The organism is Kribbella polygonati (assembly GCF_050320105.1).
Lineage (GTDB): Bacteria > Actinomycetota > Actinomycetes > Propionibacteriales > Kribbellaceae > Kribbella.
The window spans coordinates 654732-675871 of the sequence record NZ_CP190129.1 but is presented as its reverse complement, the minus strand read 5'-3'; the positions used below and the strand labels follow the sequence as shown (position 1 = coordinate 675871).

The following is a 21140-nucleotide window of genomic DNA, read 5'->3' as shown; positions in this document are numbered from 1 at the left end:
AGCACTCCTTGTCAGTTGTTCGTGACGTCGGCGTTGCGGGCAATGGTCGCCACGGCCCGGCGTACGGCGCTCACCGGGACGCTCGGGACGATGTCGTCCAGGAACTCGTACCGGCGCCGCACCGACCGGGTGAGGCTGCTGCGGTCGTCGGTGGTGCGCAGGTCGTGCCACCAGTCGGCGATGTCGCCCCAGCCGGGCGCGGCGAGTGAACCGCCGAACTGCTGCACGGCGAGGGCCGAGCAGAGCGCGGCGAACGCCAGCCGGTCGGCAAGTGCCCAGCCGGCCAGCGTGCCGAGCACCAGGCCCGCCCCGAAGACATCGCCCGCGCCGGTCGGGTCCAGCGCGGGGACGCGCAACGCGGGGACGCGGGCCTCCTCGCCGGTCAGTGCATCGATGCCCATGGCACCTTCCGCGCCGCTGGTGACCACGACGAGCGGCACCCGATCGGCCAGCGCGTACAGCGCGTCCTGCGGCGACTCGGTCCGGGTGTAGGCCATCGCCTCACCGTCGTTCGGCATGAACGCGTTGCAGTGCTCGAGCTGGTCGAGGACCCGCGGTGACCAGGTCCCGGTCGCGTCCCAGCCGACGTCGGCGAAGACCTGTGCGCCGTCGTCGCGGGCCAGGTCCACCCAGGTCGCCTGCTCCGGATCGCCGAGCGGCTCGATGTCGCTCAGGTCGACGATCACCGCACGGGTGCGCGGCGGCTGCCCGATCATCTCGGTGGCCGGCACCGGGGACGGATGCCCGTGCGTCACCATGCTGCGATCGCCGTCGTACGCGACCGACATCGTCACCGCGGAGTGCCACTTCTCGAACCGGCGGGCCTTGCCGAGGTCGACGTGCTCCTGCTCGGACAGGGTCCGCCAGCAGAAGTCGGCGTAGTCGTCGTCGCCGAACGCGGCCGCGAGCGACGTCCGCAGGCCGAGCCGGCTGGCGGCGATCGCCAGGTTCGCGATCCCGCCGGGCGACGAGCCCATCCCCTCCGCCCACACCTCGGTGCCACCGGTGGGACGGTCAGGCAGGCCCGTGAAGATGATGTCCAGGAAGACCGCGCCCCACAGGAAGACGTCGAAGTCGGGTGTCCCGGGACCACGCAGACCCGCGAGCGGGTCATAGGTCGGATCAGGCATGACGGTCATCTTGCTCCTGACAAACTCAGCTGACAAGCATTTATGAGCAGAAATCTGCAATCTCTGCGTACTTTTGATCAGTTTTGCCTGCTATGGTTCGAGGCGTGCGACACCAGCGGCAACTCGAGATCGTGCAGCGGCTGCGCGTCGGCGGCGCCACCTCGGTGGAGGATCTGGCCCGCGACCTCGGCGTCAGTACGGCGACGATCCGCCGCGACCTGCAGCAGCTGGACGAGGCCGGTCAGATCACCCGGGTGCACGGCGGCGCGATCGTCCCGTCCGGCGACGGCGAGGACGCCGACCGCGAGCGACCGTTCGCGTCGGTGGCCGCGGACGCGACCCCGGAGAAGCGGCAGATCGCCCGGCGCGCGGCGACCCTGGTCCAGGACGGCGACGTCGTCCTGCTCGACGTCGGTACGACGACACAGCTGCTCGCCGACGAACTGCGCGGGCGCCAGGTGACCGTCATGACGACGAGCCTCGCGGTGCTCGACGTACTGCGGGACGACCCGGTGGTCGAGCTGATCCTGCTCGGCGGCTGGGTCCGCCGGGCGTACCACTCGCTCGTCGGCGTACTGACCGAGGACGCGTTGCGCCAGATCCACGCGGATGTGGCGTTCCTCGGCGCGAGCGGCGTACGGCGGGACGGCTTCGTGCTCGACACCACCACCGTCGAGGTACCGGTGAAGCGGGCGATGATCGCGGCCGCCGACAGGACCGTACTGCTGGCCGACCGGAACAAGTTCCCGGGCAGCGGCAAGCTCAAGGTCTGCGGGGTCGCCGACCTCGACGTACTCGTGACGAACACCGGGGCCGACCCGGACACACTCCAGATCTGCAACGACAACGACGTGGAGGTTCTTCTTACATGAAGCTGGCGATCCTCGGCGGCGGGGGCTTCCGGGTACCACTGGTGTACGGCGCGGTGCTGAACGGCCGGAGTGTCGACCAGGTGAGCTTGTACGACGTGGATCCGGTCCGGCTGGAGGCGATCGGCCAGGTGCTGCGCCAACTGGCCGCCGAAGCCCCGGACGCGCCGAAGGTCGAGGTCACCACCGACCTCGACACCGCGCTCGAGGGCGCCGACTTCGTGTTCTCGGCGATCCGGGTCGGCGGTCTCGAGGGCCGTACCGCGGACGAGCGGGTCGCGCTCGACCTCGGGTTGCTCGGCCAGGAGACGACCGGGCCGGGCGGACTCGCGTACGGCCTGCGGACCGTGCCCGCCGCACTGCACGTCGCGGAACGGGTGGCGGCGATCTGCCCGCGGGCCTGGGTCATCAACTTCACCAACCCGGCCGGCATGATCACCGAAGCCATGCAGCAGGTGCTCGGCCGGCGGGTGATCGGCATCTGCGACTCCCCCATCGGCCTCGGCCGCCGTGCCGCCCGCGCCCTCGGCCACGACCCGGACCGGGCCACCCTCGGGTACGTCGGCCTGAACCACCTCGGCTGGCTGAACGAGCTCGGGTACGACGGCCGCGACGTACTCCCGGATCTGCTCTCGAACGACCAGCTCCTGGGGACGATCGAGGAGGGTCGCCTGTTCGGCGCCGAATGGATCCAGACCCTGGGGTGCATCCCCAACGAGTACCTGTACTACTACTACTTCACCCGCGACGCGGTCGCCTCGATCCGCGGCGGTGCCGAGACGCGCGGCGAGTTCCTGCTCGACCAGCAGCGCGCCTTCTACGACGCGGTCGCCGCCGACCCCGGCTCGGCGTTGAACCGCTGGCGCCAGGTCCGCGAGGAGCGCGACTCGACGTACATGAAGGAGACACGCGCCACGGAGGAGACCCGGGACGAGGCCGACGTCGCCGGTGGCGGGTACGAAGGGGTCGCGGTCGCGATCATGGCGGCGATCGCGCGGAACGAGCGCAGCACGATGATCCTGAACGTCCGCAACGGATCCACCGTCCCCGGCCTCCCCGCCGACGCCGTCGTCGAGGTCCCGTGCACGGTCGACGCCGACGGCCCCCATCCGCTCGCCACCACCCCACTGGCCGGACACCAGCTCGGGCTCGTCCAGCAGGTGAAGGCGGTCGAACAGCTGACCATCCAGGCCGCCCGCGACCACTCTCCCAAACTGGCCCTGCAGGCCCTCGCCCTGCATCCCCTGGTCGACTCGGTCACCACAGCCCGGACGCTGCTCTCCAACTACCGCACCCGCCACCCCGACCTCGACCGCCTCCTGCGGTAGCGGCGGATTTGTTCTCGGTTTCGCGTCATACTGCCCGTACTCGACCGTCTACCAGGTACAGGGCCCCCGCAGCATGGGATGGTGAGCCGATGGGCAGCGAGTACGACGACGGACGGCCAGTGCCGGAGGCACCGAGCCTGGCCCGTGTGTGGGATGCTCTCCAAGGCGGCAAGGACAACCGCGTCGTCGACCGCGCCGAGGCGGCACGGCTGGAGCAAGCGGTCTGTCTCAGTGAGCTGGTCGCTGCCAACGCGGACTTCCGGAGGCGCGCCCTCGCACACCTCGCCGGGCCTCGGCGCGTCACGCAGTTCATCGACTGCGATCCAGGGTTCCCGAACCCGGCCAGCGCGTCGACGATCCTCCATCGGTTCGCCCCACAGGCCAAGGTCCTCTACGCCGACAACGATCCGCTGGTGCTCGCCCACTGCCGCGCGCTGCTCGAGGCCGACAGCCGGGTACGCGTCGTGGACGCCGACATCTTCGACCCGAAAGCAGTCCTCCACGACGACGCCGTACGCACCTTCTTCGACTGGTCCGCGCCGATCGCGCTCCTCCACACCGCGACGCTCCCGCACTACCCCGGCGACCGCGGGCCTGCCGCCGTGATGCGTGGATACGTCGAGGCGCTTCCGGCCGGCTCGTACACCGTCGTTTCGCACTTCGCTATGCCGGAGCAGGACAGCCTGCGACGGATGGCCACGATCGCCGAGACAGCCCTCACGGACGGCCCGATCGGCACCGGCTGGTTCCGGCCCCTCGACCAGATCGCAACCCTCTTCCCCGACCAGGACCTGCTCGATCCAGGCCTCGTCCCCTGCGATGCCTGGCATCCGGCCGAGGACGCCCCCGAACACGGCGCCTCGATCCGCCAGTGCCTCGTCGGCGCGATAGGACGCACCCGCTGACAGGCAGGCCTGAGGGGGATGAAGGCAAAGCCTTCACGATGCGAGTCGGCCGCTGTGGATGACGTACTCTCACGTCCGTGACATCGCCGTCCGGACCCGTGCTGCCTGGGCGCGTCGTTCCCGCCGCGGCCCGGGTGGTCGACGACTTCCACCGGACCGGGTCCGTCGAGCTGAAGACCTCGCTCAAGTCGATCGCCGGAATCGTGGCGGTCTCCGCGCCGGTCGTCGCGGTCTCGGTGTACGGGATCGTGGTCGGCGGTGCGGCCGCGGCGAAGGCGGTGCTTCCGGTGATGGGGCTGCCGATACTAGGCGTGGTCGCCTGGATCCTGTGGCTGCTCGTCCCACGGGTCCGGGTCGTGATCGACCGAACCGGCGTCCGGATCCGCGGCGACCAGGTGGAGTGGTCCGAAGTCACCGGGATCCGGGTCGAGGCGAGCCGGAGCCGTGGGACGTACTACTACGTCGTATTGGACCGGGCGGGCGCACGTCCGGTGTCCCTGCCGCTGCTGCTGAGCACGCAGGCGAAGGCGCTGCGGGACGCGCTCGAGATCGTGCGCGCGGAACAGCCGCTGCCACCGGCCGGACCGCGCTGACGCGGGCGATCAGCCGGAGAACTTCTCCGTCCAGCCGGTGGCGAAATTGCCGTAGGCAACCAGATCCGCGGCCGATCCGTCTCGTGCGTTGCGGTCGTGGTACAGGTATGCGGCCCCGGCCGGCGTGACGCCGATCAGGACGCGCCCGGAGGCGGCGCCGTTGACGTAGCAGTCCTCGGTCTGCAGCGACTTGAAGACATTCCAGCCGGAGGTCTTCAGATCACGGCGCGTCCACTTGGACGGAGTGTCCAGCGGGATCGTGTACTCCATCAGACGACCGTCCGAGCTCGTCGCGAGGAACACGTCGGCCTTCCGCGACGTACCCGGGATGGTCACGGTTCGGTCGTAGTCGATGGTCTTCACACCCAGCCAGCCCGACGAACCGATCGTCGCCCGGGAGTGCGGCGCGGTGGTGTCGCCGTACACGTAGCGGTAGAAGCCTCCGTTGTCGGCGAGCCCGTACAGGTAGTTCCCGCCCGCCGTACCAGAGGGGCTGAAGTTCAGCGACCGGATGCTCCCCCACCCCGAAGCCACCGCCTTCGCCGAGACCTGGACGTCGTTGTAGCTCGTCTGACCAACCGCCAGGACGCGGTACAGGTACCCGTTCGTGTAGTTGGCCAGGTAGTGGTCGTTGACGTACGGCGCACCGCCCGCGCCCGGCTCGTTCACCAGCGCCCTCGGTACGAACGTCATCCGGCCAGGGTTGTAGCCGACCGTCGACAGCGTCGCCTTGCCGGCGTTCGTGTAGTACTCGCGCCGTACGATCTGCTTCCCCGGGCTGATCCCCAGCGTCCGCAGCGTACAGATCGCCCCCGGAACCCCCACCACAGCATCCGCCGGTGTTGCCACAGTCAACAACCCCGCCGCCACGCCGACCGCCCCGGCAACCGATAACAGCTTCCTCATCGCACGCATGATCCCCGCTCTCAAACCTGCCCACCGGCCGGCAGGCACCCAGAGTCTGACAAGACCCCCGGATCTTCCCGGGATCATGAAGGCGATCACTACATCGTGCACGGGACCCGCGGGGGTCGGCGATCGACCGCCGTACGGTGCAGTCGGGTCTGGGGATCCCTTACAATCAACGCTACCCAGCCTGAGGAGACGTCTTGGCCAGGTCTACGGCGAGCGCCAGGTGAGACACGCCCTCACGCTGCTCGCAGCACTGACCCTGACCGCCTGCACCGCACAGCCCACGCCACCGACCCCCAGTCCGGCGCCAAGGCCGACGGTCGTCCCGCTCACCGTCACCCAGGCGAAGAAGGCCGCGCTGACGGTCGCCGACCTGCCGAAGGGCTGGGACGGCGGCGTGGCCGTCGATCCGACGCCGACCCCCGGCTATCGAGCCCAGTACGACCCACCGGAGTGTCTGGTGTTCCGCCACCCGACAGACATCCTGGGTGACCCGGTCACCGCGGTTCGCGGTCAGTACTTCACCAGGGACCCGCAGCAGTCGGTCACCGAGTGGGTGTGGTCGTGGCCGACGCAACTGGACACGCTCGTGCCGGAGATGGCGGGTCGGTTCGCGAAATGCTCGAAGTACACGATGGTGACCTCGGACCAGGTGAGGTACGAATTGGTCAGCTCGCGTCTGCCGCTCCGTGGTTCGGCCGACGCGATCGCCTTCCGCTTCGACACCGCGACCCCGGCTGGCGGCGACCCGGCGGTCGCGCAGTACATCGGGTACGCCGCACGCGGCGGGACGGTCATCCATATCGAAGGCTGGGGCGAGAAGCTCACCGATGATGCCTTTGCGCAACTCGTCGGCACGGCCGCGGCGCGGCTGGATGCGGCGGTGGGTGGGAGGTGAGGGAGCCTTTTGAGGGGTGGCCGCGGGGGGCGGTCGAGGTTTTGTTGCGGTTGGAGGGGGAGCCTTCGGTCGAGGTTCGGCGGGGGGTTCGGCGGGAGCGGGAGGAGCTTGTGCGGCGGCCGATGATCGGGTTGCTGAATCAGGTGGCCGATGCGGATGCGGCGTACGAAGACTTCGCGGTGTGGGGGTACGGCGAGGTGTTGTTGCGGGCGTGGCAGTGTCAGAGTGCGATCGTGCGGCTGGCGCGGAACGTCGAGCTGACCGTGCGGTTCGATCTGGACGGGCTGGAGGTCGCGCTCGCATGGTGGTACGCGCCGTCGGAGCAGATCGAGCGGTACCGGGCGGCGGTGGCGGAGCCTGCGGCCGGGCGGCGGCTGGTTACCGCGTTGCGGAAGCTCGAGCGGCAGGGATTCGCGGTGTCGGGCGACCGGTTGAAGCGGCCGTTGCGCGGGTATCCGGCGGACCATCCGCGGGCTGAGCTGCTGCGGCACAAGTCGCTGATCGCGAGCCGGTCGCTCGGTGCCGAGGACTGGATCCACACCGCGGCCGCGGCGGACCGGGTCCTCGAAGCCTTCACGCAGCTGCGGCCGCTGTCCCGCTGGCTGACCGAGAACGTCGCGTTAGCGGGCCGCGAAGGGGCGCCGACAGGGGGCTAACCCACCGACGGATACGGGGGCTAGCACCATCGTTGAGCCGGGGCGCGGTCTTTAGCGTTGTCGGCATGATGAGTGAAGAGCCGGGCGCGCCCAGGTTCACTGTCGTGATTCCCGCGTTCAACGAGGAGCGGTTCATCGGAGACTGTCTGCGGTCGCTCGACGGACAAGACTTCGCCGGCGGGGTCGAAGTCGTTGTTGTCGACAACAACTGCACCGACCGGACCGCCGAGATCGCGCGCGGGTACGGCGCGGTCGTGGTGAGCGAGGAACAACCCGGCGTGTGCGCCGCCCGGCATCGGGGCAGTACGGCGGCGCGCGGCGAGATCGTGGTCTCGAGCGACGCGGACACCGTGTTCGACGCGGGGTGGTTGTCCCGGATCGATCGGACCTTCCGGGAGGATCCGGGGCGGGTCGCGGTCGCGGGGCCGTGTCAGTACGTCGGCGGCCCGTGGTGGGGACGGGTGTACGCCGGGATCCTGTTCGACATCGTGCATCTCGTCCATCGGGCCACCGGGCGGGTCATGTACGTGACCGCGACGAACATCGCGTTCCGCAAGGACGTGTGGTCGGGGTACGACCTGACCGGGACCCAGGGCGCGGACGAGCTGGGGCTGTTGCGACAACTGCGGACGCGCGGGCGGGTGGCCTTCGACCGGAGCAACCCGACCTTCACGTCCGCGCGGCGGTTGGCGCGCGGGCTTGCCTACAACCTCGCGGTGTCGTTCCTGTTCTACTACGCGCTCGCGGTGATGCTGAATCGGGCCGCCGGGCGGCCGGTGATCGGTACGGCGCCGGCGTTCCGGAGCACGGCCGTCAAGTCCCGGCGGCGGCAGCGGATCAAGGCGCGGGCGATCGGCCTGGCCTGGCTGGCCGCGATCGTCGCGGGCACGATCATCGCGGCCGGTGTGGTCGAGAACACCTGGCTGGCGAAACGATGAACCCGCGAGGGGCGGTAGGAGCCGGCGCGGCGGCGGTCGGGGCGGCGTACTGGTTCATGATGTCGCCGTACTCGCAGACGCTCGGGCGGTTCCCCTATCGCGGGCCGGGTGACGAGCGCGTGGTCGCGCTCACCTTCGACGACGGGCCGAACGAGCCGTACACCTCGGAGCTCGCGGACTACCTCGACCAGGAGGACATCCAGGCGACGTTCTTCCAGGTGGGCAAGGCCGTCCAGCGTCATCCCGAGGTGACGGAACGACTCAGGTCGGCGGGTCACGTCATCGGGCTCCACGGGCACACGCACGAGTTCACCCAGTACCTGAGACGCCGAACGCTCGCCGACGAGCTGCGCCGCGGCCTGGACGCGTTCGGCGAACTGGGCATCCGCCCGGCGCTGTACCGCCCACCGTGGCTGCTCCGCATCCCGGCGCTCGCGGACCTCCTCCACGAGCACGGTCTCCAGGTGGTCTCCGGCGAGTTCTGCCACCTCCTGGAGGTAGCCCAGCCCAGCCCACACCGGATCGCCGCCCAGGCGCTCCGCAGTACTCGCCCCGGCTCGATCATCATCTTCCACGACGGCTGGGACGGAAAATCAGCCGACAGATCCGCAACCGTAGCGGCCGTCAAGCTACTGATTCCTCAATTGCGCGCACACGGCTACAACTTCACCACCGTCGACCGCCTCCTCGATCTACCTGCCTACGCTCAGGTGTAGGTGCGTTCGATGGAGTCGAGGAGCCAGGTGAGGGCGGGGGTGAAGTTGTCGGGGTGGGTGGCGAAGCCTTCGTGGAGGAGGGGGGCCAGGTGGGGGTGGTCGCCGCTTTCGGCGCGTTGGGTGAGGTAGGTGTTGACGGTGGTGGTCCACTCCTGGGCGGCGGCCGGGTCGGTGGGGACGGCGCGGCGTTGGGCGGCGATGCGGGTGACGTAGCCGACGGTGTAGTCGTTGACGGCGGTCGCAATGGTCCAGGCGGTTTCGGGGCTGACGTTCAGGGGCGCGACGGCGCGGATCCACTCGTCGAGGACGCGGAGGGTGTTCGGGCCGAGCTGGATGCGGGCGACCAGGAGCTCGATCGACCACGGGTGGGCGAGGCCTTGGTCCCTGGTACGGCGGGCGATCGCCTCGAGGGCGCTCCGCCAGTCCGACGGGAGGTCGTCGCCGAGGACGCTCTCGCCGGCGAGCTGGTCGAACATCAGGTCGAGCAGGTCGTCCTTGCTGGACACGTGGCCGTACAGGCTCATCGGCCGGACGCCGAGCTCCGCCGCGACGCTGCGGATCGAGACCGCGTCGAGGCCGTCGCGGTCGGCGATGCCGATGCCGGTCCGCACGATCGACGCGCGGGTGAGGACACGCCGGCGCGGCGGGCGGTCGTCGCGCGCCCAGACCGGTCCCGCCTTCTCGTCCGCCATGCCGGGCATGCTACGACCTCACGGCGCGGGCGGTGGCGGTACGGGGTACCCGCCGGCGAACGCGTCGAACTCCGCGACCTCGGCCGCGTCGGACCGCTTCTTCTCGCCGGCGAAGAACAGTACGCCGATCACCACCACGCACAGCGCGATCGCGACGTACAGCCACTGCCGGTCGACACCGCCGCGCAGGTTGATCGCCCGTACGGTCGCGACCGCCAGGATCCACACCAACGCCAACGGCATCAGCCGCTTCCACCCGAAGTGCATGAACTGGTCGTACCGCAGCCGCGGCAACGTCCCGCGCAGCCAGACGAAGACGAACAGGAAGCACAAGACCTTCCCCATGAACCACAGGACCGGCCAGTAGCCGCTGTTCGCGCCGTCCCAGAAGCTGATCGGCCACGGCGCGTGCCAACCGCCCAGGAACAGCGTGGTCGCCATCGCCGACACCGTGCCCATGTTCACGTACTCCGCCAGGAAGAACAGCATGAACTTCGCCGCCGAGTACTCCGTGTGGAACCCGCCGACCAGCTCCCCCTCCGCCTCCGGAAGGTCGAACGGCGCTCGGTTCGTCTCCCCGACCATCGAGATCACGTAGATCGCGAACGACGGCGCGAGCACCAGCCCGTACCAGAGGTGCGACTGCGCCGCGACGATCTCCGACGTCGACATCGACCCGGCGTACAGGAACACCGCGACGAACGAGAGCCCCATCGAGACCTCGTACGAGATCATCTGCGCACTCGACCGCAGCCCGCCGAGCAGCGAGTACGTCGACCCGGACGACCAGCCGCCCAGCACGATCCCGTAGATCCCGACCGAGGCCATCGCGAGTACGAAGATCACCGCGACCGGCATGTCCGTCAGCTGCAACGGCGTCGACCTGTCGCCCCACGGCAGCTTCACCGTCGGCCCGAACGGCATCACCGACCAGGTCATGAACGCGGGCACCACCACGATCAACGGCGCGAGTACGAACACGACCTTGTCGGCGGTCTTCGGGATCAGATCCTCCTTCAGGATCAGCTTCATCCCGTCGGCCAGCGACTGCAGCAGCCCGAACGGCCCGTTCACACTCGGCCCGATCCGCTGCTGCATCCGGGCCACCACCCGCCGCTCCGCCCAGATGCTGAACAACGTCAGCAGCATCAGGATCACGAAGATCAGCACGGCCTTGACCAGCACCAACCACCAGACGTCATGACCGAACCCAGCCATCCGCCATCACCCCAATTCCACTAATAGATACGGTGTATCAGTTAGCGGAGCCGGAGTGCAAGGGCGTCAGATCGTCGGCCAGTCGCGGGAGCGGTTGTCGAGGTGGGCGGCGAGGGCCAGCGCGGTCAGGTCCTGGTGGTGGGGAACGGCGAGTTGCGCGCCGATCGGGAGGCCGGTGGTGGACCAGCCGGCGTTGACGGTGGTAGCGGGGTGGTGGGACATGTTGTAGGGGACGGTGAAGGCGATGTGTTCGAAGGGCTTGGCGGGGTCGTCGGTCGGGTAGGCGAGTTCGGCGGGGAACGCGGTGATCGGGGCCACCGGCGACAGGATCACGTCGTACGTCGTGAAGACCCGCGTGACGGCGGACGCCATCGCGGCCATCTGGCTGTAGCCGTGGAAGACGTCGGCGGCGGTGAGGTCCGCCGCGGTCGACACCCAGGCGCGGATCTGCGGCAGGACCTTGGCGCGGCGTTCCTCGGGGAGCGCTGCGATGTCGGTGGCGGAGCGGATCCGCCAGAAGTGGTCGAGGCCGTCGAGCATGTCGCGGGTGATGATCGGCGCGATCGGCTCGACGATCGCGCCGGCCTGCTCCAGTGCGGAGGCTGTCGACGAAACGGCGGCCGTGACCTCGGGGTCCACGGGCAGTCCGACGCCGGCGTGCAGGAGCAGGGCGACCCGCAAGCCCTTGAGTTGTACGTCGAACACGTCCGACGCCGGCGGGATCGACGTGTGGTCGCGCGGGTCGTACCCGGACATCACCGACAACGCCAGCGCCGCGTCGCCCGCGGTCCGGGTCAGCGGCCCGATCGCGCGCCCGGCGTACGGGTTGCCGACCGCGATCCGCCCGTGCGTCGGCTTCAGCCCGACCAGGCCGCACCACCCGGCCGGCAGGCGGATCGACCCGCCGATGTCGGTGCCGACGTGGATCGGGCCGTACCCGGCGGCACCCGCGGCGGCCGCGCCCGCGCTCGATCCGCCGGCGGTCTTCGTCAGGTCCCACGGGTTCCGCGTCAACCGGTGGAAGGTCGACACCCCCGACGACAACATCCCGTACTCCGGCATCGTCGTCTTGCTGAAGATCACCGCCCCGGCCGCCCGGAGCCGCGCCGCGGCAGGCGCGTCCTCGGCCGCCGGTACGAGTGCGGTCGCCGCCGTTCCTTGCGGTACGGGCGTTCCGCGCGTCGCGATGTTCTCCTTCACGGTGACCGGTACGCCGTCCAGCGCCCCCGCCGTACCGTCCCGCCACCGGCGCTCCGACTCCTGCGCGGCGGCCCGGGCACCCTCGGCGTCCAACGCGTACAGCGCGCGGATCCTGGGCTCGACGGCTGCGACGCGATCCAGTACGTCGGAGATCACCTCGACCGGCGACAACGAGCCGTCGCGGTACTTGGCCAGGAGTTCAACCGCGGTCAGGTCGGCGAGACTCATACAACCTCCTAGTTCGGTGGTTCGAAGCGGCCGTCGACCGCGGTCCAGCCGCCGTCGACGGCCAGGACGCTGCCGGTGACGAAACTCGCGGCGTCGGAGGCGAGGTAGACGACGGCGCCGGCGAGTTCGTGCGGTTGGGCCCAGCGGCCGAGGGCGCCCTTCTGGGCGTAGGCGTCGTACCAGGCCGGGTCGGCCTTGATCTGGGCGGTCAGCGGGGTTTCGACGACGCCGGGGGCGATCGCGTTCGCGCGGACGCCGGAGGGGCCGAGTTCGGCGGCCGCGGTGCGGAGGAGTTGGACGAGGCCGGCTTTGGTTGCCGCGTACACCGATTGGCCGGGTTCGACCGTCGTACCGCGGATCGAACTGAAGCCGATGATGCTGCCGCCGCCACGCTCGGCCATACCGCGGCCGAACGCGCGGATCAGCTGGAAGGACGCCCGCAGGTTGAGCGAGACGACCCGGTCGAACTCGTCGGCGGTGTAGTCGAGGATGCGTTTGCGCACGTTCGTCGCGGCGGTGAACACCAACACATCCACCGCCCCCAACTCGACCGCAGCCCGCTCGACCGCGGCATCGTCGAGAACATCCAGTTCGTACGCCGTCAGCTCGGAGCCCGCCGTTTCTTGGGCGGCTGGTAGGTCGCGGTCGGCGCAGGTTACTCGGGCGCCGTGGGCGGCCAGGGCCAGGGCGCTGGCTCGGCCGATGCCGCTGCCGGCGCCGATCACGACGGCGTGTTTGCCGTCGAGGCGGAAGAGGTTCGCGTAGTCCATCGGTTCACCTGTCATGGGCGCGGGCGGATGATCGCCATCCGGGTCGTGGTCAGTTCCTCGATCGCGAACCGCGGCCCTTCCCGCCCGGTCCCGGAGTCCTTCACCCCGCCGTACGGCATCACATCGGACCGGAACCCAGGTACGTCGTTCACCACCACTCCCCCCACCTCCAGCCGATCGATCGCCGCGAACGCAGTCTCCAGCGACGACGTAAAAACACTCGCATGCAGCCCGTACCGCGTCTCGTTCACCGCCCGCAGCGCACTGTCCACGTCCGGAACCGAGCGTACGGCGATCACCGGCCCGAAGATCTCCTCGTCCCACGCCGGCAGCCCGTCCGGTACGTCGGTCAGCACCGTCGGCCCGAGCACCTCCCCCGGCGCCTCGTACGCGATCGACGCCCCTGCACCCACCGCATCGCCGACCCACTGCCGAACCCGCTCCGTCGACGCCGGGTTGATCAACGCGGACACCCGCGTCTCCGGGTCCCGCGGATCGCCGACGACCACACCCGGCAGCCGCGCACCGAGTTTCGCCAGCAAGGCATCCCGTACCGACGAGACCGCGATCACCCGCTGCACCGAGATGCAGGCCTGCCCGGACGCGTAGTACCCGCCGCGCACGATGGCGTCCGCGGCCGCGTCCAGATCGGCGTCCTCGGCGACGACCAGCGCCGAGTTCGACCCGAGCTCGAGCAGCACCTTGGTCGGCGCCGCGTCGCGCGCGATCCGGTGCCCGACCGCGGCCGATCCAGTGAACGACACGGCACCGATCCGCGAGTCGGTCGTCAGCGTCGCGCCGACCTCCGGCCCACCGGTAACAACCTGCAAAGCAGCCGAAGGCGCTCCTGCATCAGCCAACGCGGAACGCATCAGGTGAGCGAGCCACAGCGTAGCCAGCGGAGTCTGCGGCGCAGGCTTCACGATGATCGGGCACCCGGCCGCGAACGCCGGCGCGATTTTATGGGCCGCAAGCAACAACGGGTAGTTGAACCCGGTGATCCCGACCACCACCCCGATCGGCTTCCGCACCCAGAACCCCTGCAGCCCTTCACCACTGGGCAGCAGATCCAGCGGCACGGTCTCACCGTGCAACCGCGCGACTTCCTCCGCCGACGTCTCCAGCGTGAGCAGCGTCCGATCGATCTCCACCCGGCAGTCGACCAGCGGCTTCCCGGTCTCCAGCACGAGCAGGTCCACGAACGCGTCCCGCTCCGCCAGCACCGCCGAATGCACACCCTGCAACACTTTCCGGCGCAGGTACGACGGCAACCGCCCGACCTCTTCGCGCACGCCGAGCGCGTTGTCGAGTGCCGCCCGCGCCAGCGCAACGTCCCCGACCGGTGCCTCCGCCACTGTCGACCCGTCGTACGGGAAGATCACCGGCGCCGTGGCCGCTGTCTCGATCCAGGACTCACCGATCGGCAAGCCGGCCGGGAACGTCATACGGAATCCCCCTTCGCGAGCAGGTCGGACGTGGTTGCGCCGGACAGGGCGCGTTGCAGCGTCGGGATCGCCGAGACGAGGCGCTGCGTGTACGGATGTTGCGGGGCGGCGTACACGTCGGCGGTGTAGCCGGTCTCGACGATCTGGCCGGCGTTCATCACGGCGACGCGGTCGCAGACGTGTTTGACCACGGACAGGTCGTGCGAGACGAACACCAATGTCAGGTCGAGTTCGTCGACGAGGTCCGAGATCAGGTTCAGGACCTGGGCGCGGACCGAGACGTCGAGCGCGCTGACCGGCTCGTCGGCGATCAGGATCCGCGGGCGCGGAGCGAGGGCCCGGGCGATCGAGATCCGCTGCCGCTGGCCGCCGGAGAACTGGTGCGGGTACCGGTCGCCGGCGTCGGCGGACAGGCCGACCGCCTCGAGCAGCTCGCGGACCCGGGCGCCGGAGGCCGGATGGCCTTGGACGACGAGGGGTTCGGCGATGATGTCGCGGACCCGCATCCGCGGATCGAGCGAGCTCATCGGGTCCTGGAAGACGAGCTGCAGGTTCTCCCGGAGCGGGCGCAGGCGGCGCTCCGGGAGGTGGGTGATGTCGGTGCCTTCGACGAACACATGCCCGGAGGTGGCGCGGTCGAGGGCGGCGACGATGCGGAGCAGCGTGGACTTGCCGCAGCCGGACTCGCCGACGATGCCGAACCGCTCGCCCTGCTTGACCTCCAGGCTGACGCCGCGAAGCGCGTGCACGACAGGAGCCGGCTTCAGGAGGGACGTACGTGGGCGGGGGTAGTCGCGGACGACGTCGACCACCTGGATGACCGGCTCCGGCGTGGACCGGCCTGCCGGGGGGTGCTCAGCCATCGGTGCCTCCAGCCGGGTGATGGCAGGCGAAACCGTCGGTCTCCGACCCCGACCACGGCGGCATCTCCTCGCAGAGGGCGGTCGCGTGCGCGCATCTGGTACGGAAGACACACCCTGACGGGAACTTCCCCGCGGGCGGGACGTTGCCCGGGATCGTGGTCAGTCGCCGGTCGTTGGTGTCCAGGTCGGACGCCGCGAGCAGACCTTCGGTGTACCGGTGCCGGGGCCGCGTGAACACCTCCGCGACCGGACCTGCCTCCACGACGCGGCCGCCGTACATCACCAGAACCCGTTCGCACACCGTGGCGACGACAGCCAGGTCGTGGGTGATGAAGAGCAGTGCGGACGACCGATCGACGACGCCGCGCACGATCAGGTCGAGGACCAGCGCCTGGACCGTCACGTCGAGCGCGGTCGTCGGTTCGTCGCAGATCAGCAGCGCCGGATCGTTGGCCAGGGCAAGCGCCAGCACGACTCGTTGCCGTTGGCCACCGGACAGCTGATGCGGGTACGCGCGCAGCGTTTCCGGCGGCAACTGCACCCGCTCGAGCAGGTCGGCCGCCGCCGTACGGGCAGCTGGTTTGGCCAGCGTCTTGTGGATCAGCATCGCCTCGGTGAGCTGGTCGCCGATCCGCATGGTCGGGTTCAGCGCGGTCATCGGCTCCTGGAACACCATCGCGATGTTCCGCCCGCGGACCCGCGACATCCGCCGCTCGTCGGCGCCGACCAACTCGTGGTCGACACCGTCCAGCCGCACCGAACCGCCGGCCCGGACATCCTCCGGCAGCAACCCGAGAATGCTCAACGCGGTCAGCGACTTCCCCGACCCGGACTCCCCGATCAGCCCGACCCGCTCCCCCGCGCCGACCGTCAGGTCCACTTCCGATACCAGCGTCGTGTCCCGCACCGACACCGACAACCCGCGCACCGTCAGCACGTCGCTCATCTGCGGTCCTCCAGCTTCGGGTCGAACCGGTCGCGCAGACCGTCGCCCAGCAGGTTGAACCCGAGTACGGCGATCGCGATCGCCACCCCCGGGAAGACCGCCAGCCGCGGCGCGCTGAACAGGAACTCCTGGCTCTCCTGCAGCATCCGCCCCCACGACGGCGTCGGCGGCGGCGTGCCGTAGCCGAGGAACGACAGCGCCGCCTCGGCCAGCACCGCGATCGCGAACGACACCGACGCCTGCACGGTGATCAGACTGGTCACGTTCGGCAGCACATGCCGGACGGCGATCGGCCACGGCCGGCGCCCCGCCGCCCGCGCCGCGAGCACGTACTCCGTCCGCATCACCTGCAACGCGCCGCTCCGGATCACCCGCGCGAAGCTCGGCACCGAAGCGATGCCGATGGCAACCATCGCGGTCAGCGTGCTTGCCCCGAACACCGCGCCGAACATGATCGCCAGCAGCAACGCCGGGAACGCGAGCAGCAGGTCGTTCCCGCGCATCACCAGCTCCGCCGCCCACCGCCGGGTCATCGCCGCGAGGATCCCGAGCGGTACGCCGATGACCGCGGCGACACCGACCGCGACGACGCCGACGAACAACGTCGTACGGGAGCCGACCATGATCTGGCTGAGCACGTCACGGCCGAACTTGTCGGTGCCGAACCAGTGCGACCACGACGGCTTCAGCAGGCGCGACGCCGGGGTGACGAGGGTCGCGTCGTACGGCGTCCAGACGAACGAGACGAGGGCCATCAGCACGATCACGCCGACGATGACGGCCCCGGCCAGCAGGCTCGGGTTGCGGCGCCTCATGCCGACCTCAGCCGGGGGTCGAGGGCCACGTACAGGAGGTCGACCAGGAAGTTGACCAGCAGTACGGCGAGCACGAGGACCATCACCACGTCCTGGACGAGCAACAGGTCGCGGTTGGAGACGCCGTCCAGCAGCAGGCTGCCCAGGCCTGGTATGACGAAGACGCGCTCGACGACGACTGCTCCGATCAGGAGCGTCGCGAGCTGGAGGCCCAGGACTGTGACGACCGGAACGGCGGCGTTGCGCAGGCCGTGTTTCCACAACGCCTGAAACGGTCGGAGGCCCTTGGCGCGGGCCGTTCTCAGGTAGTCCTCGCGGAGCACATCCAGGACCGCGCTGCGCACGTAGCGGGTGAGGACGGCGCCTTGGACCAGGCCGAGCGACAGCGCGGGGAGGATCAGTTGTTTGAGGAACATCGCGGGGTCCTGCGCCGGCGGCGTCCAGCCGTTGGCGGGCAACCAGCCGAGTTTGACCGCGAACACCACGATCAGCAGGATGCCCGCGAGGAATGCCGGAATCGCAACCCCGAGCTGCGACACCGCGGAGAGCACCAGCCCGGAGACCTGCCGGTGCCGGGCCGCCATCACGGTCCCGGCCGGTACGGCGACCACCAGCGCGACGACCATTCCGGCGACGACCAGCCAGAGCGTGACCTGCAGGCGGTCGAACACCTGCGGACCGATCGCGACCTTCGATACGTACGACGTACCGAGGTCGCCGTGCAGCAGGCCGCCGACCCAGTCGAGGTACTGCGTCGGCAGCGGGCGGTCGAGGCCGAACTGCCGCCGCAGCTCGGCCACCGCCGCGTCCGAGGCGTTCACGCCGAGCGCGACCCGGGCAGGGTCACCGGGCAGAATCGCCATGAACGCGAAGACCAGCACCGTGCTCACCGCGAGACTGACCAAGAACACGCCGGTGCGCTCGATCAGGCGGAGAATCATCGGCTGAGCTTGGACAGATCGAAGTTCTCGGTGATCGCGTTCGTCGGCAGTCCCTTGACGTCCTTCTCGGCGACCACCAGGTTCGGCAGCAGGAAGAGCCAGTCGCCCGCGGCCTGCTCGGACAGCCGCCGCGCTGCCTTCTTCATGTCCGCGACCTGCGTGGCCTCGTCACCCGCGTCGGCCGCGGCCAGGTCGGCCTGCAGCGTCGGGTCGTCGTACCGGGTGTAGTACTTCGCGTTGAAGACCGCGCCCAGGTCGCGCGGCTCGACGTGCGCGATGATCGACATGTCGTAGTCGGCGTTCTTGAACACCGTGGTCAGCCAGGCGGCCGGGAACTCGAGCTGGTCGATCTGCACCTTCAAGCCGGCCTGCTCCAGGTCGCTCTTCACCACCTGGCCGCAGGACGTCGCGTACGGCAACGTCGGGAGCCGGAGCCGGAGCGTCTGCCCGGCCGCACCGGAGGCCTGCAGCAACGACTTCGCCTTGGCCAGGTCGTACGGCGCGATCCCGGTCAGGTCCTCGTACCACGGGTCGGTCGGCGGGACCATGCTGCCGATCAGCTTGCCGCGCCCGGCCCAGCAGGTGTCGAGCAGCGCCTTGTGGTCGATCGCCATCCGGATCGCCTGCCGGGTGCGGATGTCCTTGAACACCGGCCGGGAGTTGTTGAACGACAGCAGCACCTCGCCGTTCGTCGTCCCCTCGATCACCTGGTACTTCGCGTTGCTGGTGAACTGACTCAGGGCCTCGGGCGCCTGCACCGTGCCGATCACGTTGATCGTGCTGGTCAGCAGCGCGTTGTTCAGCGCGGTCGCGTCCTTGAAGTACTTGAGCGTGATCTGCTGGAAGAACGGCTTCGTACCCCAGTAGTCGTCGTTGCGGGCGAGCACGATCGAGTCGCCGCGGTTCCACTTCGAGAACTTGAACGGCCCGGTGCCGACCGGCGCGGTGGCCAGGGCGCTGACTCCGGTCTCGGAGAACATCGCGCCGACCCGGGTCGTCATCCGGAACAGCCAGTCGTTGCTCGGCCTGGACAGCGTCACCTGCAGCTGGGTCGGCGACACCGCCTTCGCCCCGGAGACCACGTCCATCGCGCTCTTCAGCGAGATCGTCCACGCGGTCTTCACCCGGTTGATGCTGAACACCGCGTCACTCGCGGTGAACGGCTTGCCGTTGGTGAACTTCGCGTTGCCGACCAGGTCGAACGTGTACGTCTTGCGGTCCGGCGACACCGTCCACGACTTCGCCAGCGACGGCACGATCTTGCCGGAGTCGTCCTGCTTGACCAGCGTCTCGTACACGTTGCCGAGCAGCGCCTGCGGGATCGCCGCGCCGTCGGTGGTGGTGAAGTCCAGGCTGGCCGGCTCCGCGACCAGGCCGATCGACAGGTTCTGCCCGCCACCGGGCGAGCTGCCGCCGGACGACGAACCGGACCCGGCCGAGCACGCGGTCACGGAGAGTAGAGCCGCGGAGGCGAGCAGTGCGACCACTCGCATAGGGAACGACTTCACGTCTACTCCTCCAGTGCACCCAACTGGTCCGACCAGTGGACTAGGTCTCAATGGGCCACTAGGTTTGTCCCCTGGTCAGGTGCCTGTCAAGCGACTGGGGGTGTGCCGAATGCCGAAGTCTCCACGGTTCCAGCCGGTGCAGCCCGTGCGCGCCTACCAGCGGATCGTCGAGCAGGTCGAGGAGGCGCTCGCCCGCGGCGAACTGACGCCCGGTCAGCGGCTGCCGAGCGAGCGTGAGCTGGTCACGCAGTTCGCGGTCAGCCGGTCGACGGTGCGCGAGGCGCTGCGGGTGCTGGAGAGCAACGGCGTGGTCCGCTCCCGGCCGGGCGACCCGAACGGGCCGGAGATCCTGCCGTTCTCACCGGCCGCGCTGAGCAAGCAGGTGGCCCGGCTGGCCCGGGTCGACGAGGTCACGCTGAGTGAGCTGATCGGGTTCCGGATGATCATGGACGGCGCCGCGATCCAGGTCGCGTCCCGGCTGCGCACCCAGGAGGAGCTGGACGCGCTCGAGGCCACCCTGGTCGCGATGCGGGACGCGATCGACGTCGACTTCGACGCGTTCGGCGAGGCCGACCTGGCGTTCCACGAGCTGATCGCCCGGATCAGCCGGAACTCACTGATCCAGACCTGTAACGAGGTCGTCCGCGGCGTCGTCCTCGGGCTGATCTCGGACAAGATCGCGCACGCGCCGAACAGCCGCGCGCTGATGCTCGAGTCGCTGCACCACCACGCCGAGGTGGTCGACGCGATCCGCACCGGCGACGGCCACGCCGCCGCCCGGATCGCCCGGCAGAACATGTTCGACTACTACGCCGGCTACGTACCGGAGGACGAGCGCGAGACCCTGCTCGCGCTCATCGAGGACTGACCCCGAGGACCGGGGCCGAACGACAGGAGGCAGTGGCGCCGAGCGCCTGGTACGCCGAGCCCGCCCGCTCGAGGCGTACACCTGCATCCTGCCGTCCGGTACCGGTCCTCCTCAGCTGTCGTGCTCCAGGATCCGGATCCTCGGGACCTTCAGCACCTTGCGCGCCTTCGTGGTCCAGTCGGAGCACAGGAACCGGGCCGCGGTCTCCGGCCAGGCGACCACGACGACCTCCTGGCTGCTCGTCGTCTTCACCATCTGCATCAGTGCCAGCAGCACCTCGCCGTGCGTGATCGAGACCTGCACCGGGAACCCGCTCGCGGCCCGGAGTTGACGTGCGCTGTGCTCGATCACCGATGCGAGATCGACCGCGGGATCCGCGAGGGTCGCCGTCCGTGTTCGGGCCACCGGCGGCGGCCCGGTCCACGCCGACGGCGCGGTCGCGGAGCCGACCACGGACGCGGAACCGGTCAGCCCGGCCACATCCGCGAACGTCGAACCCAGCAACGCCATCGGACCACTCGGGCCGTTCTCCGGATGACTGGAGACCAGCAGGTGGTAGTTGACGACATCCTCACGCTTCGCGTGCAGGGCGGCAACGCGTCGCGCGTCGCCCTCGCTCATCTCCCGCTCGATGAGCACCACCACGTCGTACGCCATTCGTGGCTCCCTTCGCCAATTCCGTTGTACTCCTGGCCCGGAGC

Annotated in this window: 22 protein-coding genes; 9 read left to right on the top strand and 13 right to left on the bottom strand. The window is 69.6% G+C overall.

Features of this window, described 5'->3' with window-relative positions; genetic code table 11:
- Positions 1-11: 11 nt before the first annotated feature.
- Positions 12-1130: a carbohydrate kinase family protein gene (locus ACQHIV_RS03175; RefSeq protein WP_427891463.1), complete on the bottom strand. Its 1119-nt coding sequence runs from the start codon at positions 1128-1130 to the stop codon at positions 12-14.
- Between the two features lie 104 nt (positions 1131-1234).
- Here ACQHIV_RS03175 and ACQHIV_RS03170 point away from each other — a divergent pair, with 104 nt between their 5' ends.
- The 4 genes from ACQHIV_RS03170 (at position 1235) to ACQHIV_RS03155 (ending at position 4825) form a co-directional block, all read left to right on the top strand.
- Positions 1235-2002 carry a DeoR/GlpR family DNA-binding transcription regulator gene (locus tag ACQHIV_RS03170; protein WP_427891461.1) on the top strand — a complete coding sequence of 256 codons (768 nt, stop codon included), beginning with the start codon at positions 1235-1237 and terminating at the stop codon, positions 2000-2002.
- The gene (locus tag ACQHIV_RS03165; protein WP_427891459.1) at positions 1999-3327 is read left to right on the top strand and encodes a 6-phospho-beta-glucosidase; all 1329 of its coding nucleotides are present in this window, start codon (positions 1999-2001) and stop codon (positions 3325-3327) included. Before ACQHIV_RS03170 ends, ACQHIV_RS03165 begins: the two co-directional genes overlap by 4 nt.
- Positions 3328-3416: 89 nt before the next feature.
- Complete coding sequence (locus tag ACQHIV_RS03160) at positions 3417-4232, top strand: SAM-dependent methyltransferase (RefSeq protein WP_427891457.1); 816 nt, start codon at positions 3417-3419, stop codon at positions 4230-4232.
- A gap of 77 nt (positions 4233-4309) precedes the next feature.
- The gene (locus ACQHIV_RS03155) at positions 4310-4825 is read left to right on the top strand and encodes a hypothetical protein (RefSeq protein WP_427891455.1); all 516 of its coding nucleotides are present in this window, start codon (positions 4310-4312) and stop codon (positions 4823-4825) included.
- A gap of 9 nt (positions 4826-4834) precedes the next feature.
- Here ACQHIV_RS03155 and ACQHIV_RS03150 read toward each other — a convergent pair whose 3' ends face one another.
- Positions 4835-5731 (bottom strand): hypothetical protein, encoded by an 897-nt coding sequence (locus tag ACQHIV_RS03150; protein ID WP_427891453.1) that lies wholly within the window; start codon positions 5729-5731, stop codon positions 4835-4837.
- A 229-nt stretch (positions 5732-5960) separates the two neighbouring features.
- Here ACQHIV_RS03150 and ACQHIV_RS03145 point away from each other — a divergent pair, with 229 nt between their 5' ends.
- From ACQHIV_RS03145 to ACQHIV_RS03130, 4 genes are all read left to right on the top strand, one after another.
- Positions 5961-6635 carry a hypothetical protein gene (locus ACQHIV_RS03145; protein WP_427891451.1) on the top strand — a complete coding sequence of 225 codons (675 nt, stop codon included), beginning with the start codon at positions 5961-5963 and terminating at the stop codon, positions 6633-6635.
- 110 nt (positions 6636-6745) lie between these two features.
- Positions 6746-7291 carry a DUF2461 family protein gene (locus ACQHIV_RS03140; protein ID WP_427891449.1) on the top strand — a complete coding sequence of 182 codons (546 nt, stop codon included), beginning with the start codon at positions 6746-6748 and terminating at the stop codon, positions 7289-7291.
- Between the two features lie 65 nt (positions 7292-7356).
- Positions 7357-8229, top strand: coding sequence for a glycosyltransferase family 2 protein (locus ACQHIV_RS03135; protein ID WP_427891448.1), 873 nt, complete (start codon positions 7357-7359; stop codon positions 8227-8229).
- A complete protein-coding gene (locus ACQHIV_RS03130; RefSeq protein WP_427891446.1) occupies positions 8226-8945 on the top strand; it encodes a polysaccharide deacetylase family protein in 720 nt (239 codons plus the stop codon). The genes ACQHIV_RS03135 and ACQHIV_RS03130 overlap by 4 nt, the downstream gene beginning before the upstream one ends.
- On the opposite strand, the gene ACQHIV_RS03125 is transcribed toward ACQHIV_RS03130, so the two are convergent.
- The 10 genes from ACQHIV_RS03125 to ACQHIV_RS03080 form a co-directional block, all read right to left on the bottom strand.
- Positions 8936-9637 carry a TetR/AcrR family transcriptional regulator gene (locus tag ACQHIV_RS03125; RefSeq protein ID WP_427891444.1) on the bottom strand — a complete coding sequence of 234 codons (702 nt, stop codon included), beginning with the start codon at positions 9635-9637 and terminating at the stop codon, positions 8936-8938. The genes ACQHIV_RS03130 and ACQHIV_RS03125 overlap by 10 nt on opposite strands.
- 18 nt (positions 9638-9655) lie before the next feature.
- A complete protein-coding gene (gene nuoH / locus ACQHIV_RS03120; RefSeq protein WP_427891442.1) occupies positions 9656-10855 on the bottom strand; it encodes an NADH-quinone oxidoreductase subunit NuoH in 1200 nt (399 codons plus the stop codon).
- A 66-nt stretch (positions 10856-10921) separates the two neighbouring features.
- Positions 10922-12283, bottom strand: coding sequence for an amidase (locus ACQHIV_RS03115; RefSeq protein WP_427891440.1), 1362 nt, complete (start codon positions 12281-12283; stop codon positions 10922-10924).
- Positions 12284-12291: 8 nt separating this feature from the next.
- A complete protein-coding gene (locus tag ACQHIV_RS03110; protein ID WP_427891438.1) occupies positions 12292-13053 on the bottom strand; it encodes an SDR family NAD(P)-dependent oxidoreductase in 762 nt (253 codons plus the stop codon).
- Positions 13054-13064: 11 nt separating this feature from the next.
- A complete protein-coding gene (locus ACQHIV_RS03105) occupies positions 13065-14498 on the bottom strand; it encodes an aldehyde dehydrogenase family protein (RefSeq protein ID WP_427891437.1) in 1434 nt (477 codons plus the stop codon).
- Entirely contained in the window at positions 14495-15361 is an 867-nt protein-coding gene (locus ACQHIV_RS03100) for an ATP-binding cassette domain-containing protein (RefSeq protein WP_427891435.1), read from the bottom strand. The genes ACQHIV_RS03105 and ACQHIV_RS03100 overlap by 4 nt, the downstream gene beginning before the upstream one ends.
- Entirely contained in the window at positions 15354-16307 is a 954-nt protein-coding gene (locus tag ACQHIV_RS03095) for an ABC transporter ATP-binding protein (RefSeq protein ID WP_427891433.1), read from the bottom strand. The genes ACQHIV_RS03100 and ACQHIV_RS03095 overlap by 8 nt, the downstream gene beginning before the upstream one ends.
- Positions 16304-17122 carry an ABC transporter permease gene (locus tag ACQHIV_RS03090; protein ID WP_427891431.1) on the bottom strand — a complete coding sequence of 273 codons (819 nt, stop codon included), beginning with the start codon at positions 17120-17122 and terminating at the stop codon, positions 16304-16306. Before ACQHIV_RS03090 ends, ACQHIV_RS03095 begins: the two co-directional genes overlap by 4 nt.
- Positions 17119-18063 (bottom strand): ABC transporter permease, encoded by a 945-nt coding sequence (locus tag ACQHIV_RS03085; protein ID WP_427891429.1) that lies wholly within the window; start codon positions 18061-18063, stop codon positions 17119-17121. Before ACQHIV_RS03085 ends, ACQHIV_RS03090 begins: the two co-directional genes overlap by 4 nt.
- Positions 18060-19571 carry an ABC transporter substrate-binding protein gene (locus tag ACQHIV_RS03080; protein ID WP_427891427.1) on the bottom strand — a complete coding sequence of 504 codons (1512 nt, stop codon included), beginning with the start codon at positions 19569-19571 and terminating at the stop codon, positions 18060-18062. Before ACQHIV_RS03080 ends, ACQHIV_RS03085 begins: the two co-directional genes overlap by 4 nt.
- Before the next feature lie 109 nt (positions 19572-19680).
- Here ACQHIV_RS03080 and ACQHIV_RS03075 point away from each other — a divergent pair, with 109 nt between their 5' ends.
- A complete protein-coding gene (locus ACQHIV_RS03075; RefSeq protein WP_427891425.1) occupies positions 19681-20439 on the top strand; it encodes a FadR/GntR family transcriptional regulator in 759 nt (252 codons plus the stop codon).
- Between the two features lie 111 nt (positions 20440-20550).
- Here the strand turns inward: ACQHIV_RS03075 and ACQHIV_RS03070 are convergent, their stop codons facing one another.
- On the bottom strand, positions 20551-21096 hold the full coding sequence (locus ACQHIV_RS03070) for a hypothetical protein (protein WP_427891423.1): 546 nt from the start codon (positions 21094-21096) through the stop codon (positions 20551-20553).
- Positions 21097-21140: the final 44 nt, after the last annotated feature.

Coding starts and splice junctions, on each gene's coding strand:
- ACQHIV_RS03175 (WP_427891463.1), bottom strand. CDS start 1,130: ATGCCTGATCCGACCTATGACCCGCTCGCGGGTCTGCGTGGTCCCGGG.
- ACQHIV_RS03165 (WP_427891459.1), top strand. CDS start 1,999: ATGAAGCTGGCGATCCTCGGCGGCGGGGGCTTCCGGGTACCACTGGTG.
- ACQHIV_RS03160 (WP_427891457.1), top strand. CDS start 3,417: ATGGGCAGCGAGTACGACGACGGACGGCCAGTGCCGGAGGCACCGAGC.
- ACQHIV_RS03150 (WP_427891453.1), bottom strand. CDS start 5,731: ATGAGGAAGCTGTTATCGGTTGCCGGGGCGGTCGGCGTGGCGGCGGGG.
- ACQHIV_RS03135 (WP_427891448.1), top strand. CDS start 7,357: ATGATGAGTGAAGAGCCGGGCGCGCCCAGGTTCACTGTCGTGATTCCC.
- ACQHIV_RS03130 (WP_427891446.1), top strand. CDS start 8,226: ATGAACCCGCGAGGGGCGGTAGGAGCCGGCGCGGCGGCGGTCGGGGCG.
- ACQHIV_RS03125 (WP_427891444.1), bottom strand. CDS start 9,637: ATGGCGGACGAGAAGGCGGGACCGGTCTGGGCGCGCGACGACCGCCCG.
- nuoH (WP_427891442.1), bottom strand. CDS start 10,855: ATGGCTGGGTTCGGTCATGACGTCTGGTGGTTGGTGCTGGTCAAGGCC.
- ACQHIV_RS03115 (WP_427891440.1), bottom strand. CDS start 12,283: ATGAGTCTCGCCGACCTGACCGCGGTTGAACTCCTGGCCAAGTACCGC.
- ACQHIV_RS03110 (WP_427891438.1), bottom strand. CDS start 13,053: ATGGACTACGCGAACCTCTTCCGCCTCGACGGCAAACACGCCGTCGTG.
- ACQHIV_RS03105 (WP_427891437.1), bottom strand. CDS start 14,498: ATGACGTTCCCGGCCGGCTTGCCGATCGGTGAGTCCTGGATCGAGACA.
- ACQHIV_RS03100 (WP_427891435.1), bottom strand. CDS start 15,361: ATGGCTGAGCACCCCCCGGCAGGCCGGTCCACGCCGGAGCCGGTCATC.
- ACQHIV_RS03095 (WP_427891433.1), bottom strand. CDS start 16,307: ATGAGCGACGTGCTGACGGTGCGCGGGTTGTCGGTGTCGGTGCGGGAC.
- ACQHIV_RS03090 (WP_427891431.1), bottom strand. CDS start 17,122: ATGAGGCGCCGCAACCCGAGCCTGCTGGCCGGGGCCGTCATCGTCGGC.
- ACQHIV_RS03085 (WP_427891429.1), bottom strand. CDS start 18,063: ATGATTCTCCGCCTGATCGAGCGCACCGGCGTGTTCTTGGTCAGTCTC.
- ACQHIV_RS03075 (WP_427891425.1), top strand. CDS start 19,681: ATGCCGAAGTCTCCACGGTTCCAGCCGGTGCAGCCCGTGCGCGCCTAC.
- ACQHIV_RS03070 (WP_427891423.1), bottom strand. CDS start 21,096: ATGGCGTACGACGTGGTGGTGCTCATCGAGCGGGAGATGAGCGAGGGC.